14 protein-coding genes and 1 pseudogene are annotated in these 13,662 nt (G+C 64.3%); 5 read left to right on the forward strand and 10 right to left on the reverse strand.

Annotated features, from left to right (window positions below):
• Positions 1–27: 27 nt before the first annotated feature.
• Together fadD1 and fadD2 are read right to left on the reverse strand one after the other, a co-directional pair.
• The gene (gene fadD1, locus PSEMO_RS27600; RefSeq protein ID WP_075806054.1) at positions 28–1,725 is read right to left on the reverse strand and encodes a long-chain-fatty-acid--CoA ligase FadD1; all 1,698 of its coding nucleotides are present in this window, start codon (positions 1,723–1,725) and stop codon (positions 28–30) included.
• 297 nt (positions 1,726–2,022) lie between these two features.
• On the reverse strand, positions 2,023–3,711 hold the full coding sequence (gene fadD2 / locus PSEMO_RS27605; protein WP_075806055.1) for a long-chain-fatty-acid--CoA ligase FadD2: 1,689 nt from the start codon (positions 3,709–3,711) through the stop codon (positions 2,023–2,025).
• Between the two features lie 199 nt (positions 3,712–3,910).
• On the opposite strand from fadD2, the gene PSEMO_RS27610 reads away from it, so the two are divergent.
• Together PSEMO_RS27610 and PSEMO_RS27615 are read left to right on the forward strand one after the other, a co-directional pair.
• A complete protein-coding gene (locus PSEMO_RS27610; protein ID WP_075806056.1) occupies positions 3,911–4,855 on the forward strand; it encodes an alpha/beta hydrolase in 945 nt (314 codons plus the stop codon).
• A gap of 38 nt (positions 4,856–4,893) precedes the next feature.
• Positions 4,894–5,364 carry a MaoC family dehydratase gene (locus PSEMO_RS27615; RefSeq protein ID WP_075806057.1) on the forward strand — a complete coding sequence of 157 codons (471 nt, stop codon included), beginning with the start codon at positions 4,894–4,896 and terminating at the stop codon, positions 5,362–5,364.
• An 8-nt stretch (positions 5,365–5,372) separates the two neighbouring features.
• On the opposite strand, the gene PSEMO_RS27620 is transcribed toward PSEMO_RS27615, so the two are convergent.
• The 5 genes from PSEMO_RS27620 to PSEMO_RS27640 form a co-directional block, all read right to left on the reverse strand.
• Complete coding sequence (locus tag PSEMO_RS27620; protein ID WP_075806058.1) at positions 5,373–6,608, reverse strand: RNA polymerase sigma factor; 1,236 nt, start codon at positions 6,606–6,608, stop codon at positions 5,373–5,375.
• Complete coding sequence (locus PSEMO_RS27625) at positions 6,608–7,099, reverse strand: SRPBCC family protein (protein ID WP_075806059.1); 492 nt, start codon at positions 7,097–7,099, stop codon at positions 6,608–6,610. The genes PSEMO_RS27620 and PSEMO_RS27625 overlap by 1 nt, the downstream gene beginning before the upstream one ends.
• A gap of 18 nt (positions 7,100–7,117) precedes the next feature.
• Positions 7,118–7,462, reverse strand: coding sequence for a YciI family protein (locus PSEMO_RS27630; protein ID WP_075806060.1), 345 nt, complete (start codon positions 7,460–7,462; stop codon positions 7,118–7,120).
• A 19-nt stretch (positions 7,463–7,481) separates the two neighbouring features.
• A complete protein-coding gene (locus PSEMO_RS27635) occupies positions 7,482–7,907 on the reverse strand; it encodes a YybH family protein (RefSeq protein ID WP_075806061.1) in 426 nt (141 codons plus the stop codon).
• Between the two features lie 97 nt (positions 7,908–8,004).
• Positions 8,005–8,499, reverse strand: coding sequence for a GyrI-like domain-containing protein (locus PSEMO_RS27640; protein WP_075806062.1), 495 nt, complete (start codon positions 8,497–8,499; stop codon positions 8,005–8,007).
• 107 nt (positions 8,500–8,606) lie between these two features.
• Between PSEMO_RS27640 and PSEMO_RS27645 the strand changes: the two genes are divergently transcribed.
• Positions 8,607–9,407, forward strand: coding sequence for a helix-turn-helix transcriptional regulator (locus PSEMO_RS27645; RefSeq protein ID WP_075806063.1), 801 nt, complete (start codon positions 8,607–8,609; stop codon positions 9,405–9,407).
• Here the strand turns inward: PSEMO_RS27645 and PSEMO_RS27650 are convergent.
• The 3 genes from PSEMO_RS27650 to PSEMO_RS27660 all read right to left on the reverse strand — a co-directional run bounded on the left by PSEMO_RS27650 (position 9,385) and on the right by PSEMO_RS27660 (position 11,365).
• The gene (locus PSEMO_RS27650) at positions 9,385–10,029 is read right to left on the reverse strand and encodes a LysE family translocator (RefSeq protein WP_075806064.1); all 645 of its coding nucleotides are present in this window, start codon (positions 10,027–10,029) and stop codon (positions 9,385–9,387) included. The genes PSEMO_RS27645 and PSEMO_RS27650 overlap by 23 nt on opposite strands.
• Positions 10,030–10,149: 120 nt before the next feature.
• A complete protein-coding gene (locus PSEMO_RS33635; RefSeq protein ID WP_178392067.1) occupies positions 10,150–10,326 on the reverse strand; it encodes a hypothetical protein in 177 nt (58 codons plus the stop codon).
• Between the two features lie 82 nt (positions 10,327–10,408).
• The gene (locus PSEMO_RS27660) at positions 10,409–11,365 is read right to left on the reverse strand and encodes a threonine dehydratase (protein ID WP_075806066.1); all 957 of its coding nucleotides are present in this window, start codon (positions 11,363–11,365) and stop codon (positions 10,409–10,411) included.
• Between the two features lie 91 nt (positions 11,366–11,456).
• Between PSEMO_RS27660 and PSEMO_RS27665 the strand changes: the two are divergent.
• Positions 11,457–12,818: pseudogene (locus tag PSEMO_RS27665) on the forward strand (aminotransferase-like domain-containing protein).
• Between the two features lie 5 nt (positions 12,819–12,823).
• On the forward strand, positions 12,824–13,483 hold the full coding sequence (locus PSEMO_RS27670) for a DNA-3-methyladenine glycosylase family protein (RefSeq protein WP_144443637.1): 660 nt from the start codon (positions 12,824–12,826) through the stop codon (positions 13,481–13,483).
• Positions 13,484–13,662 lie beyond the last annotated feature (179 nt).

Genomic DNA, 13,662 nt, shown 5'->3' on the forward strand with positions numbered 1-13,662 from the left:
CTTGCCAGCGATAGGGCCCGAAAGGACTCAGGCGATCTTCTTGAGACCCAACTTTTTCAGCTCTTCATCCCGCAACTCACGCCGCAGGATCTTGCCGACGTTGGTCGTCGGCAGCGCATCACGGAACTCGACGAAACGCGGCACCTTGTAGCCGGTGACATTGGCGCGCATATGCTCCATCACCTGCTCGCGGGTCAGGGTCACCCCTGGCCGGGCAACGATGAACACCTTGATCACCTCGCCCGACTTCTCGTCCGGCACGCCGATGGCCGCGCATTGCAGCACGCCCGGCAGGGTCGCCAGCACGTCTTCCAGCTCGTTCGGGTACACGTTGAAACCGGAAACCAGGATCATGTCCTTCTTGCGATCGACGATACGCATGTAGCCGTCCGCCTGGATCACCGCGATATCGCCGGTCTTCAGCCAACCCTCGGCATCGAGGATCTCGTCGGTGGCGTCCTGGCGCTGCCAGTAGCCTTTCATGACCTGCGGGCCCTTGATGCACAGCTCGCCGATCTCGCCGAACGGCAGCTCGTTGCCGGCATCGTCGATGACCCGGCACAGGGTCGAAGGCACCGGAATGCCGATGGTCCCGACCTGGATATTCTGCGCCGGGTTGACCGAGGCTACCGGGCTGGTTTCGGTCATGCCGTAGCCTTCGCAGATAGCGCAGCCGGTGACTTCGCGCCAGCGCTCGGCCACCGAGAGCTGCAGGGCCATACCGCCGGACAGGGTGACCTTCAGCGCCGAGAAGTCCAGGCGACGGAAGTCCTCGTTGTTGCACAGGGCAACGAACAGGGTGTTGAGCCCGACGAAGCCGCTGAACTTCCACTTCGACAGTTCCTTGACCATCGCCGGCAGGTCGCGCGGGTTGCTGATCAGGATGTTGTGGTTGCCGATCAGCATCATCGCCATGCAATGGAAGGTGAAGGCGTAGATGTGATAGAGCGGCAGCGGAGTGATGAGGATCTCGCAACCTTCATTGAGGTTGGAACCCATCAGCGCCTTGCACTGCAGCATGTTGGCGATCAGGTTGCGGTGGGTGAGCATGGCGCCCTTGGCCACCCCGGTGGTGCCGCCGGTGTATTGCAGCACGGCGACATCGTCGTGGGACGGCGAGGCTTCCTTCACCGCCTTGCCCTGCCCCTTGGCCAGCGCGTCGTTGAACTTCACCGCGGTCGGCAGGCTGTAGGCCGGGACCATCTTCTTCACGTACTTGATGACGCTGTTGATCAGCAGGCGCTTGAGCGGCGGCAGCAGATCGGCGACCTCTGTGACGATAACGTGCTTGACCGACGTCTTGGGTACTACCTTCTCCGCCAGGTGCGCCATGTTGGCCAGGCACACCAGCGCCTTGGCACCGGAGTCGTTGAATTGGTGTTCCATTTCCCGCGCGGTGTAGAGCGGGTTGGTGTTGACCACGATCAGCCCGGCGCGCATGGCACCGAAGACCGCGACGGGGTATTGCAGGACGTTCGGCAGTTGAACGGCGATGCGGTCACCGGGTTGCAGGTCGGTGTGCTGCTGCAGATAGGCAGCGAAGGCACCGGACAACTCGTACAGCTCGCCATAGGTCAGGGTCTTGCCCAGATTGCTGAATGCCGGTTTATCGGCGAAACGCTGGCAGGACTGCTTCAGTACCGCCTGGATATTCGGGTACTCGTCCGGGTTGATTTGCGAGGCAACCCCGGCCGGGTACTTATCCTTCCAAAAATTTTCGATCATGGAAGCCCACTCCTCCAGCAACAGCGAATTCTTCACCGCATCAATGCGATTATTATTGATATTAGATGTCGATTTATTGCAAACCGACTGATCCGAAGCGCGCCGAGAGTAACAGCTTTGCCAGGGGTCGCCTAGAGCTAAAGCGGCCCGATTGGTCACTAAAATGACTCAAGATAAATAGCTGGTCATTTTTAGAGTAAAGGGTCTAAAAGGCGCTGCAAGCTTTAAGCTTCAAGCTGCAAGAGAGGGTTCGCGACCGCTCTATCTTGCAGCTTTCGGCTTATAGCTTGTAGCTGCTCAAGCGGGTTCGCGCAACTCGCGACGCAGGATCTTTCCTACGGGCGTCATCGGCAGCGAATCCCGCAGCACGATGTGCTTGGGCACTTTGTAGCCGGTGAAGTTGGCCTTGCAGTAGGCCTTGAGCACCTCCAGGGTCACGCCGCCCTCCCTCGCTACCACGAACAGCTTGACCGCCTCGCCGGAGCGCTCGTCCGGCACACCGATGGCGGCGCACGCGGCGACTTTCGGGTGGGCCATGACCACGTCCTCGATCTCGTTCGGGTACACGTTGAAACCCGAGACGATTATCATGTCCTTCTTGCGGTCGACGATGCGGGTAAAGCCGTCCGGGTCGATCACCGCGATATCCCCGGTCTTGAACCAGCCTTCGGCATCGAGGGCCTCGGCACTGGCGTCCGGCCGCTGCCAATAGCCCTTCATCACCTGCGGACCCTTGATGCACAGCTCGCCGCGTTCGCCCAGGGGCATCTCGTTGCCGTCGTCATCGGTGACCTTGAACGCCGTGCCCGGCACCGGGATGCCCACGGTGCCCAGGCGCGCCAGCTGGCCGTAGGGGTTGGTGCTGGCCACCGGCGAGGTTTCGGTAAGGCCGTAGCCTTCGACGATGCGGCAACCGGTGATCTGTTCCCAGCGCTCGGCGGTGGCCTTGACCAGCGCGGTACCGCCGGAGTTGGTGACCTTCAGCGCGGAGAAATCCAGGTCCTTGAACCCGGGGTTGTCCATCAGCGCGACGAACAGGGTGTTGAGCCCGAGCAGCGCGGAGAAGCGCCACTTCTTCAGTTCCTTGACGAAGCCGGCGATGTCCCGCGGGTTGGTGATCAGCACGTTATGGTTGCCGGTGACCATCATGCACATGCAGTTCGCGGTGAAGGCATAGATGTGATAGAGCGGCAACGGCGCGATCATCACCTCCTGGCCGTCCTTGAGCAGCTTCTGCCCGTCCGGGCCGAGCTGGGAGAAGCAGGCCAGGACCTGGAGCATGTTCGCCACCAGGTTGCCGTGGGTGAGCATCGCGCCCTTGGCCACCCCGGTGGTGCCGCCGGTGTATTGCAGCACGGCGATATCCTCGTGGCTGGCCGTCACCGGCTTCAGCGCATGGCCCTTGCCCTGGCGCAGCACCTGCTTGAACGACAGCGCCTGGGGCAGGTGGTACTCGGGGACCATCTTCTTGACCTTGGCGACGATGGTGTTGACCAGCCAGCCCTTGGCCGTTGGCAGCATGTCGCCCATCTTCGCTTCGATCAGGTAGTCCAGGCCGGTGTCCGGCAGCACTTCCTGGACCAGCTTGCCGAACATGTTCAGGTAGACCAGGGCGCGGGCGCCGGAGTCCTTGAACTGGTGACGCATCTCCCGGGCGGTGTACAGCGGGTTGGTGTTGACCACGATCAGCCCGGCGCGCAGGGCACCGAACACGGCGATGGGGTATTGCAGGACGTTGGGCATCTGCACCGCGATGCGCTCGCCCGGCTTGAGGTCGGTGCATTGCTGCAGGTAGGCGGCGAAGGCCGCGGAATAGCGGTCCAGTTCGGCGTAGGTCAGGGTTACGCCCAGGTTGCTGAAGGCCGGTCGGTCGGCGAATTTCTTGCAGGAGCGTTCGAATACCTCGATCACCGACTTGTAGGTGCTCATGTCGATCTGCGAAGGGACGCCCGGCGGGCGCTTGTCGTTCCAGAAATCGGCGTGCATTTATTATTGTCCTCGGTCCTGAGCCTGTACGGTCCGGATTGCTGCTTGCAAAACGGCGTTCTGCCGACGTTAGCAGCTCTGCCACAGGTGGCAAATATGCCAAGGCTCGTCATAGATCCTGTGAATCTCCATCTACCGGGCTAGCCGATTCGGCAAGCGGCTATACACTCAGGGGCATCCATTGCCCTGGAAAATCACCATGCTCCACGATGCCTTCTGGCTGCCCGCCAGCCACCATTGCAGCCTGTACGTCCACCAGTGGCTGCCGGCCACGCCGGTGCGCGCGGTGGTGCTGCTGGCCCACGGCATGGCCGAGCATGCCGGGCGCTACCAGCGCCTCGGCGAAGCCCTGAGCGGCGCCGGCTTCGCCCTGTATGCCCACGACCAGCGTGGCCATGGCCGCACGGCGGAGCACGGCACGCTTGGCCTGTTCGCCACCGAGAACGGCTGGAATACCGTGGTCAACGACCTCGGCCTGCTCAACCAGCACATCGGCCAGCAGCATCCGGGCGTGCCGGTGTTTCTCTTCGGTCACAGCATGGGCAGCTACATCGCCCAGGCCTACCTGCTGCACCACAGCGGCAGCCTGCAGGGGGCGATACTCAGCGGCTCGAATTTCCAGCCGCCGGCGCTGTACCGCACGGCGCGGCAGATCGCCCGCCTGGAGGGCTGGCGCCAGGGCCCGCTGGGGCGCAGCGGCTTGATCGATTTCCTGTCCTTCGGCTCGTTCAACAAGGCCTTCAAGCCGAACCGCACGGCGTTCGACTGGCTCAGCCGCGACCCCGCCGAAGTCGACAAGTACGTGGACGACCCACTGTGCGGCTTTCGCTGCTGCAACCGCCTGTGGATCGATCTGCTCACCGGGCTGGAGCAGATCAGCCGCCCGCGCAACCTGGCGCAGATCGATCCGAACCTGCCGATCCTGGTGATCGGCGGCGAATGTGATCCGGTCAGTGCCGGCAAGCGTCTGAAAGATCTGACCGGCGCCCTGCGCCTGTCCGGGAACCAGCACGTGCACCTGCGACTCTATCCGCAGGCCCGTCACGAGCTGCTCAATGAAACCAACCGTGACGAGGTCACCGCGCAGTTGCTCGACTGGCTCGAAAGCACCCTGGCCCTTGGCCGGCCAGTGCGCAGCGAGTGATACTGCGTCCCCCGTCGTGTAGCGAAGGAAACCCCTGAATGACCCAGGTCACCAACACGCCTTACGAATCCCTCGAAGTCGGCCAGAAGGCCAGCTTCAGCAAGACCGTCGAAGAACGTGACATCCAGCTGTTCGCCGCGATGTCCGGTGACCACAACCCGGTCCACCTGGATGCCGAGTTCGCCGCCAGGAGCATGTTCAAGGAGCGTATCGCCCATGGCATGTTCAGCGGCGCGCTGATCAGCGCCGCCGTGGCCTGCGAGCTGCCTGGCCCGGGCACCATCTACCTCGGCCAGCAGATGAGCTTCCAGAAGCCGGTGAAGATCGGCGACACCCTGACCGTGCGCCTGGAAATCCTCGAGAAACTGCCGAAATTCCGCGTACGCATCGCCACCCGCGTGTTCAACCAGAACGAAGAGCTGGTGGTGGACGGCGAAGCCGAAATCCTCGCCCCGCGCAAGCAGCAGACCGTCGAGCTGGTCAGCCCGCCGCCGATCACCTTCGGCTGATTCGCTGCCTATAAAGCCTGGAGGCGGCGCTCGATGAAGCGCCGCTCGGGCGCCTGCCGGGTCAGGCCGAGCGCGATGCGATACGCCTCGCGCGCCTGATCCTGGCGCCCCAGCTGCCGACACAGCTCGGCCAGCGCGCAATGCGCTGGCTGGTAGTCGCGCAGTTCGCCCCGCTGCAGAATGCCCTCGACCAACGCCAGCCCCGCCTCGGGACCGTCCCGTTGCGCCACGGCGGCGGCGCGGTTGAGCTCGATCACCGGCGACGGCCAGCCACGCAACAGTACCTCGTAGAGCCCGACTATCTGCGCCCAATCGGTGGCCTCGGCACTCGGCGCCTCGGCATGCACGGCCGCGATGGCCGCCTGCAGGCTGTACGGCCCGGCACCGCGGCTGCGCAGCGCCCGCTGCACCAGCGCGCAACCTTCGGCAATCAACGCCTGGTCCCATAACCCGCGATCCTGCTGATCCAGCAGCACCAGCTCGCCCGCCCCGGCATTGCGCGCCCGCGAGCGCGAGGCCTGCAACAACATCAATGCCAGCAGGCCAAGCACCTCGGGATCGGGCAACAGCTCGCCCAGCAACCGCCCAAGGCGAATCGCCTCGGCGCACAGTTCGTCGCGCACCACCGTCTCGCCTGAAGACGCTGAATACCCTTCGTTGAACACCAGGTAGATCACCCGCAGCACACTGTCGAGGCGCTCCGGCAATTCGTCGAACGCCGGCACCTGGTAAGGAATGCCGGCATCACGGATCTTGGCCTTGGCGCGGACGATGCGCTGGGCGATGGTGGCCGGCGCCAGCAGGAAGGCCCGGGCGATTTCCTCGGTGGTCAGGTCGCAGACTTCGCGCAGGGTCAGCGGCACCTGGGCGTCGGCGGCCAGGGCCGGGTGGCAACAGGTGAAGATCAGGCGCAGGCGGTCGTCTTCCAGTTCCTCCACGTTCATGTCATCGGCCTCCAGCCGCTCGAGGGCCTGGCGCAAGGCCTCCGGCGAACGTTCGAAACGGGCACGCCGACGCAGGCCGTCGATGGCCTTGAAGCGTCCGGTGGACACCAGCCAAGCCCTCGGGCTGGCGGGAATGCCGTCGCGCTGCCAGCGCTCGACGGCAATGAAGAAGGCTTCATGCAGCGCCTCCTCGGCCAGATCGAAATCCCCCAGCAGGCGAATCAGGGTGGCGAGGATCCGTCGCGATTCGTCCCGGTACACCTGATCGATAACGGCACGCACCGCCTCGCTGTCCGGCATCAGGCCTCCAGTGGAGCGGTGACCAGTTCCACCAGGCGGTCGAGGCTCTCGCCCCAGCCGCGGTGGAAGCCCAGCTCCTCGTGGGCCTGGCGGTCTTCGGCGCTCCAGTGCCAGGCACGGGCAGTGTAGAGCGTCTTGCCGTGGATATCGTCGAGGGTGATCACCGCGGTCATGAAGGCCCTGGCCGCCGGCACCCAGCCGGGACCGAAGGCGTCGGTGAAGACGATCCGTTCCGGCGCGACGATCTCCAGGAACACGCCCTGGTTGGGGTACTCGCTGCCGTCCGGGGCGCGCAGCACGGTGCGGAACAGGCCACCGACCCACAGCTGCATTTCACACACCGGGGTGGTCATGCCGTGGGGCCCCCACCAGCGGCTGAGCAGTTGCGGATCGGTCCAGGCGCGGAACACCCGGGTGCGCGGCGCGTCGATCAGACGGCTCAGGGACAGTTCATGCAGCGCCTCTCCCTGGCCGGGTTGCTGAGGATTCATTGGTCTTGTTCTCCTCGTTCAGGGTTGCAGCTCGCGCACCGGCCGGACCTCGACGCTACCGACCCGCGCCGCCGGGATGCCGCGGGCGATGTGCAGCGCTTCATTGAGGTCGCGGGCTTCCACCAGATAGAAGCCGGCCAGTTGCTCCTTGGTTTCGGCGAAAGGGCCGTCGGTCAGGCTCATCTGCCCGCCCCGTACCCGCACCGTGGTGGCGGTCTGCACCGGCTTGAGCGCCTCGGCGGCGAGCATCCGGCCACTGTCGAAGATGGCGCTGGCGTAGGCCATGCACTCGGCATCGGCAGGGCTCTCGGGCAGACCGTGCAACAGGGTTTCATCACAGTAGACCAGGCACAGGTATTTCATGGCGTTCTCCGACACGGGGTCAGGGCTTGAGGTCGAACAGGGCTTTCTGGGTCTGCATGTCGAAGGGTGCGGACCAGTGTTCGTGGATCACCTGCCACTGCCCGCCGCTGCGGCGATACGCGACGGTCGCGCGCATGAAGCCACATTGGCTCTCGTTATCCGCCGGACCGCAGCGGTTGAGCCAGTGGGCCAGGGCCAGGTCACCCTCGGCGTGTACAGTCAGTTGCGCGACTTCGAAGACCATCGGCCCGCTGCACATGCCCATGCACATTTCCCAGTGTGCCTGGTAGTCGGCCTTGCCCTTGAATTGCAGGGCCTGGATGGCATCGAAGGCCACGACATCGTCGGCATAGACCGCGACGATGGCCGGCAGGTCGCGCTCGCGCACGGCCTGGATCCAGCGGTCGATGAGTTGACGGATTTCCTGTTCGGCTGCGCTGTTCATCGGTACGTCCTCGTGCAGTGATGGGCGCCGGGAAACTCCGGCGCCTGCATCACTGGTCGAACGGGCGCATGCTGGATCGACAGCCCTGGGAAAAAATTCAGGCGGATTCCAGCGGGATCCAGATTTCCACAATGCCACTGCCCGATTGCGCATCGAAGGCTTCGCCATAGCGCTCGAACTCGGGCGCATCGGCGGCGCGCTCGCCGGAGGCCGGGAGCCATTGCTTCCAGATCTTCTCGAAGGTATGACCCAGGCCACTGATCTCGCCATGGTGCTCGAACACCGCGTATCGCCGGGGCTTCAAGGTGTGCCAGGTGAATTCCGCCGGCAATTGGCTGGTCTGCCTGACCTCCACGCCCGCGATATAGAAAAAGCCGCCACGGCCGTCGAAGTTGCAGGACACGCCATAGGTGTCCTCGCCCACCTGCCCCGGCACCTTGCCGATATGCGGGATGAAGCGCTGCCAGAGCGCGGGAATGGTCTTGTTGTTCTGCTGGTTGTACTGCCCGCCCAGACCGGCGATGGTGAACGCGCGTCCATATTCGATTCTGACCGGTGCAAAACCGGTATCCATCCGGGTCGACATATCCATGCCTCGCAAGTCGTTGAAAAGGGCCAGCCAGACAGCATTTATCGATTGCCGTCCTTGCTGGCACTCGGCTAGCGTAGCCGCGTTGCATGTTTCGGGGAACCCGCCAAATGGGATTAATCAGCCAACCTTTGCGCGCCTGTGGACTGGTCGAATCGTCCTGGGTCCGGGCCACGGGCGCCGCCCGTTTCGAGCGCCACACCCACGACGAATATGTGCTGGGCGCGAACCTGTGGGGAAATGAGCGGATCTGGCTGGATGGACGCACCCTGGAGGTGCCGGTTGGCGCGATCACCCTGTACAACCCGCTGGCGGTGCAGGCCTCGGAATTCGCGGTGCAAGGGGTGGAATACATCAGCCTGCACCTGGCGCCCGAGGCGCTGGAACGGGTTGCGCGGGAAAATAACCTGAAACACTTTTCCGGGCTGCCCTGCTTCGATCAGGGCGTTTTCGAGGATGCAAGGCTGTATCGCGCCATCCTCGATTTCGCCGCTACCGAACATGAGGCCCCTCGCGAAGAAGCGCTGCTGGCCCTGCTCGGTCAATTGCTGGAGCGCCCGACCGGGCCGGTCGACGAGCAGAGCGACAGCTTGCGCCTGGCTTTGCAATGCATGCGCGACACCCCGCACGCGCGCCTGGCCCTGGAAGAGCTGGCGGCCGTCGCCGGGCTGAGCAAGTACCATTTCGTGCGTTGCTTCAAGCAAGCCACCGGGCTCACGCCCCTGCAGTACCACATGCAGTTGCGCCTGAGCGAAGCGCGTCGGCGCTTGCGGGCGGGCATGCATCCTGTCGAAGTGGCCCTGGGCCTGGGCTTCTATGACCAGAGCCACTTCATCAATGCCTTCCGCCGGGTCATGGGCATGACCCCCAATCATTACTGGCAGGCTTTCAGAGCGTCGGGGCGAGGATGAATTCGCGGTAGCCAGACAGGATCACGTAGACCGCGAAGTAGCAGAAGATCCCTGCCGACGCCAGGTAGGACCAGGTCAGCAGGCGATCGCCCAGCAGTTTTCCGCCGTGGCTGGCGACGCCGCACAGGGTCACGCACCAGACCACGCCAGCGCTGAAGAAGCCACCGAGGAACAGCCCGGCTTCCAGCGGCCCGCCTGCTCCGGAACGGGAAATCAGCACCCCGCCCACCGCCGCGAACCAGAGGATCGCGCTGGGCGAGGACATGGCCAGGAAGATCCCGCGCAGGAACTCGCGCCAGGGTGATTCGCGCACCACCTCGCGGCTGGTGTCCAGGTGAGCGTTGCCACGCAGGGCCGCCAGCAGCATCTTCACCGCGAACCACACCAGCAGCAGCGAACCGCCGATCCACAGGCCCCAGCGCATGCTTTCGAATTGCAGCAGCACGGTCATCCCGGCCAGGGCAGCCAGGGCGTAGAGCAGATCACCCACGCAGGTCCCCAACCCCAGCCACATGCCCTGCCAGAAGCCGCGCTGCATCGCCAGGGTGATCATGGCGATATTGGCGATACCGATATCGAGACAGAGGGAAAGGCTGAGGAGGAAACCGTTGGAGAAAGGCATGAAGAGAGGGGTCCGCTACCGGCTGTTGATCGAGGCAGCCGGTATTTAAGCGGATTGGGGATGGGGGTGTATTGGAAGAAATTGCGGGGTCGTATGTTTTGAGGGGATTGCAGTCTCAACTCAATCCCCAGCCAGGTAGTCCTCGAGCGCCTGCTGAAACGACTCATGCAGAGCACTGATCGAATCGGCATGAAAACTGATGATCGCTGGCACCCCCAACATCCGCCCCACAAAAATCCTGTCACGCGAATCGTATTCGACCCGGGCGGAATACCCCAAATAGCTGATGCAATTCATGCTTGAGCTCTCCTCGATGGAACGCGCGAGAAGCCTAGCAAAGCCAGGCTGCAACTCCTGGGCAGAGTTCATTCAAGACTTTTCAGCCCTCCCCCAACACCCGCGCATACCGCTCCCTGTCGATATTCGCCCCGCTCAACACCACCGCCACCTTGCGCCCCTGCTGCCGCTCGCGCTCCTGGTACAGCGCCGCCAGGCCCGCCGCGCCAGCACCTTCCGCCGTGTTGTGGGTATCCTCGTGATAGATGCGGATCGCCTGCCCGATCTCCTCATCGGTCACCCGCACGATCCGCGCCGCGCCCTGGCGGATGATCTCGAATGCCTCCGGCTGCGGAATCCGGCAGGCCATGCCGTCGGCGAAGGTGTCGGCGGTCTCGGTGGTGACGATCCGTCCTTCCTCGACACTGCGGGCAAAGGCGTCGGCCTCGCGGGAAACCACGCCGATGATCTGCGTGTCCAGCCCGAGCAGGTCACGGGTGCGGATCAAGCCGCAGATCCCCGAGCCCATGCCGATCGGCACATACACCGCATCCAGCCCGGCCACCGCCTCGAACAGTTCCAGGGCATAGGTGGCGACGCCGCGAATCAGGTCCGGATGAAACGGCGGCACGCTTTCGAAACCTCGGGCCTGCGCTATCCGCGCGGCTTCGGCGCGAGCCAGGTCGAAGTCGGCGCCATGCTCGATCAGCTCCGCCCCCAGGGCACGCATCGCCGCGTTTTTTTCCGGCGAATTGCCCAGCGGCACGACGATCACGATCGGTACTCCGGCATTGCGCGCTGCCAGGGCCATGCTCTGCCCGTGATTGCCCCGAGTGGCGGTGACCAGGCCCCGGGTCTGCGGCGCCCGGGCCAGCAGCGACTGCACGTAGAGCAAGCCGCCACGCACCTTGAAGGCTCCGGTCGGCGCATGGTTCTCATGCTTGACCCACACCTCGCAGCCCAGCCGTTCGGCCAGGCGCGGCCAGGCATATTGCGGGGTGGCGGGGACTTCGGCGCGGACCAGACGGGACGCTTCGCGCAGGGCAGGCAGGTCGAACATGGAACACCTCGGATCAGGTTGACGTTGACCCGATCCTGGGCGCCGCGCATTGTATGGGTCAAACCTTATATTGCATGGCCAACAATAAATCATGTGGACCCCGACCCTCCCTGACGACGGACAACCGCGCTATCTCGCCCTGGTCGAGGCCATCGCCCGGGCCATTGAATACGGCGAACTAAAGGTCGGCGAACGCCTGCCGCCACAACGCCGTCTGGCCTGGGCTCTGGGCCTGAATCCGAGTACGACCCAACAGGCTTACCGCGAGGCCGCGGCGCGGCATCTGGTGTCCGGCGAGGTCGGGCGCGGTACCTATGTGCTGGCGGGGAGCAAGGAGGCGACGCTGTTTCGCTTGAAATAACGCGATCAGGACAGCACCTGCATCGATCTGTCGACCAATGTGCCGGTGGTGGACGAACACGGACAGGACCTGGAAAACGCGCTGCGCCATGTCCTGCACCAGGGGCCGGCCCACGGCCTGGAACACTATCTCGGCGCCGAGCAATTGCTGCTGGGCCGCCTGCAAGGTGCGAGCTGGCTCAACCTGCGCGGTCTGCAACTGACAGCCAGCCAGGTGCTGCTTTGCGGCGGTGCGCAACAGGGGCTGTTCAGCGTGCTGCTATCGCTCTGTCAGCCCGGCGAGGCGGTGATGGTCGAGGCCCTGACCGCGCCCGGGATCAAGGCCGCCTGCCGGCAACTGCGCCTGCCGCTGCACGGCGTCGCCATGGACGACCAAGGCATCCTCCCCGACGACCTCGACCGCGTGGCCCGGGCCAGTGGTGCGCGGCTGGTGGTGCTGACTCCGGCGCTGCACAACCCTACCGGCGCAAGCATGGGCGAGCAGCGCAGACAGGAGATTGCGGCGGTGGTCGAGCGCCTGGATTTGCTGCTGGTGGAGGACGATGTCTATGGTGCCCTGGGCGACCAGCCGCCATTGCTGCCGCTGCTCGGCGCCCGTGGATTGCTGGTCAGCAGCCTGTCGAAAACCGTCTGTGCCGGCCTGCGCCTGGGCTGGATCGCCGGCGACGAAAACCTGCTGGCGCAGATCGATCCCCATGCCCAGGCGACTCACTGGCAAATCGCCCCGCTGATCCTCGGCATCGCCGGACGCTGGATCGACGATGACACCGCCGCGCGCAAGCTGGCCTGGCAGCGCGAGGAAGTGACCCAGCGCTGGCGCCTGGCCCAGCGTATTCTGGGACCGGGGATACAACCGGCCACACCGTCACCGCATATCTGGCTGAACGGCCCGCGCCCCGGCGATGTGCTGGCCGCGGCCTGTCGTGCCAAGGGTGTCGAGGTAGTGCCGGCTCAGGTGTTCGCGGTCAAGCAGGGCCAGTTGCCCGCCGTGCGCGTCAGCCTCACCGCAGCGCGCAGCCGGGCCGAACTGAAACAGGCACTGGAGCGCATCGCCACGGTGCTCGACGAATTCACAACGCAGGATTCGGAGTGACAAGCATGACCACCCGCCTACACTCCAGCGCCATGAACGAACGTGAAGCTTTCTATCAACAGGCCAGTGAGCATCTGTGCCAGCAGAGTCCGGCCTGGGCTGCCCTTATCGGGGCTATCGGCCCCTGCCTGCATGTGCCGCTGCCGACCCGCGATCCGTACCAGGCGCTGGTGCGTGCGATTGCCTACCAGCAACTGCACGCAAAGGCCGCGGAGGCGATTCTCGGGCGCTTCATGGCCTTGTTTCCCGGGCAGGCTTTTCCATCGCCCGAACAGTTGCTGGCGACCACGCCGGAACAACTGCGCGCCTGCGGGTTTTCCGGGCGAAAGATCAGTACGGTGCAGGCCTTGGCTCAGGGCCGGCTGGACGGCCTGGTACCGGATCATGCCGAGGCCCGGCAACTGGAACACGAGGTGCTGATCGAGCGCCTGACCCGGCTGCCCGGCGTGGGCCGCTGGACCGTGGAGATGCTGCTGATCTACACACTGGAGCAGATGGATATCCTGCCGGTGGATGATTTCGGGGTGCGTGAAGGGTATCGGCGGCTGCATGGGCTGGAGGCGCAGCCGACACGCAAGCAGTTGCTGGAGGTGGGGGCGGCGTGGAGTCCGTATCGGACAGTGGCGGCATGGTATCTGTGGCGGGTGCCGGTGAAGGGAATTTGAAAGCAAGAGGCGGAGTTTCTGGCAAATGAAGGTCCTTCAGACTTCAAGCCAGTTACATCCCTGAAGCACGACCGCATTCCCTGTGGGAGCTGGCTTGCCAGCGATTACGATGGTGAATTCACCGCTGCAATCGCTGGCAAGCCAGCTCCCACAGGAACGGTGGCGGTCTGATCATTGGA

Origin of the sequence: Pseudomonas putida, assembly GCF_001941965.1 — a bacterium.
In the GTDB taxonomy this organism is placed as follows: domain Bacteria; phylum Pseudomonadota; class Gammaproteobacteria; order Pseudomonadales; family Pseudomonadaceae; genus Aquipseudomonas; species Aquipseudomonas putida_L.